The sequence below is a fragment of the Bradyrhizobium sp. Kon10 genome (assembly GCF_055807395.1).
On the sequence record NZ_JBVVOZ010000089.1, the window covers coordinates 1 to 1,494 of the forward strand.

The following is a 1,494-nucleotide window of genomic DNA, read 5'->3' on the forward strand; positions in this document are numbered from 1 at the left end:
CGCTAGGAAGAAACAGGTAATGGTTTAGCGTCAGGCGGCCTCCGCGATGGGCTGGAGTTGAACGGTGAAGCCAAGCTTTTTGAGGCGGGAGACCAAATGGCTTGCCTTGGCCTGCGTGGGCCGACGGTCGAAGTAGGCGGCGCCGAGGTCGTGGTGCTCCGTGCCGTTCTTGAGGATGTGGTAGATGGCGGTGAGGATCGAAGCGGCGACAGCACAGATGGCTTTTTGAGGTCCGCGTCTAGCCTGCAAGCGGAAGAACTGCGCTCGGTAGTAACTGTTCTTTGAGCGCTTGGCTGCCCAGGCACATTGAACGAGCATCGTCTTGAGCCACGGCGCCCCCTTGCGCAGGCGCGAGGACTTGCGCTTCCCGGCGCTCTCGTTCTGCCCGGTGCACAGGCCACTCCAGGCGACGAGATGACCGGCGCTCTGGAAGCGACTCATGTCGGCGCCGATCTCGGACAAAATTGCCGGCGCCGCCACCGCGTTGACTCCAGGGACCGTAGTCAGCAATCCGATCAAATGGCGAAAGGGGGTTTTGCTCCCATCCACCTCTGCTTCCATGCACTCGATCCGCTGAGCGATTTCGGCATCAAGCTTGCGAATCGTCTCATCCAGATCATCCCTTTGCTTCAGGTGAAGCCCGAGCAGAAAGCGATGGTGATCCGTCAGGCGCCCATGCAATGCATCATAAAGCTCCTTCGGAGATGCCTTGATCTGCTTGCCGGCAAGCTCAGCCAGCTTGTTCGGCTGTCGGACGCCCTCGATCATCGCCTGGATGATCCGCCGCCCGCTCGCACCCATGATGTCGGAGATCACCGAGCCGAGCTTGATGTTGGCCTCCGCCAGCGTCTTGTCGATCCGCTGGACGTGCCGTGTCTGCTCGCGAACCAGTTGCTTGCGCGTCCGTGTCAGCGCGCGCAGCTCCTGCACTTTCTCCTCCGGAATGAAGCTGCGCTTGATCAGCCCGCAGGCCAATAGATCGGCGATCCACATCGCATCGTTCATATCAGTCTTGCGTCCCGGAACATTCTTGATGTGCGCTGCATTGGCGACGATCAGGTCAAAGGCGCCATCGCCCAGGATCCGGAACACCGGCATCCAGTAGACCCCCGTTGCTTCCATCGCCACATGCGTGCACCGGCTTTCTTCCAGCCACCTCCTCAGCTCAACCAGCTGCTCCGTCGTGGCCGCAAAGGTCCGGCACTCCCGCTCCGCCTTGCCATCGACCATGATCCGCGCACAGGCCACGACCGTGTCCCTGTGCACATCCAGGCCCGCCACCCGCTCGTACAGAATATCCATGCTCCTCTCCTCAACAGTTAGCGCCGGCGGCATAGGCGCCTGTCAAAAAAGAATGCTAGGAAGCGTGCTCCAGGGCTATGCTGCCCCTCCGCGCCAGTGTGGGTCATCCAGGCAACCCAGGTCCAACTCGCAACCGGGCTCTCGCGCACCAGAGAGAAATCGACCTCTTTGCCGACGGCGCCTCAATTTACC

1 protein-coding gene is annotated in these 1,494 nt (G+C 61.0%); it reads right to left on the bottom strand.

What is annotated here, in order from left to right; genetic code table 11:
• Nucleotides 1-30 precede the first annotated feature (30 nt).
• Nucleotides 31-1,302, bottom strand: a complete 1,272-nt coding sequence (locus tag AC0L2O_RS36135) for an IS110 family RNA-guided transposase (protein ID WP_409191809.1) — start codon at nucleotides 1,300-1,302, stop codon at nucleotides 31-33.
• Nucleotides 1,303-1,494 lie beyond the last annotated feature (192 nt).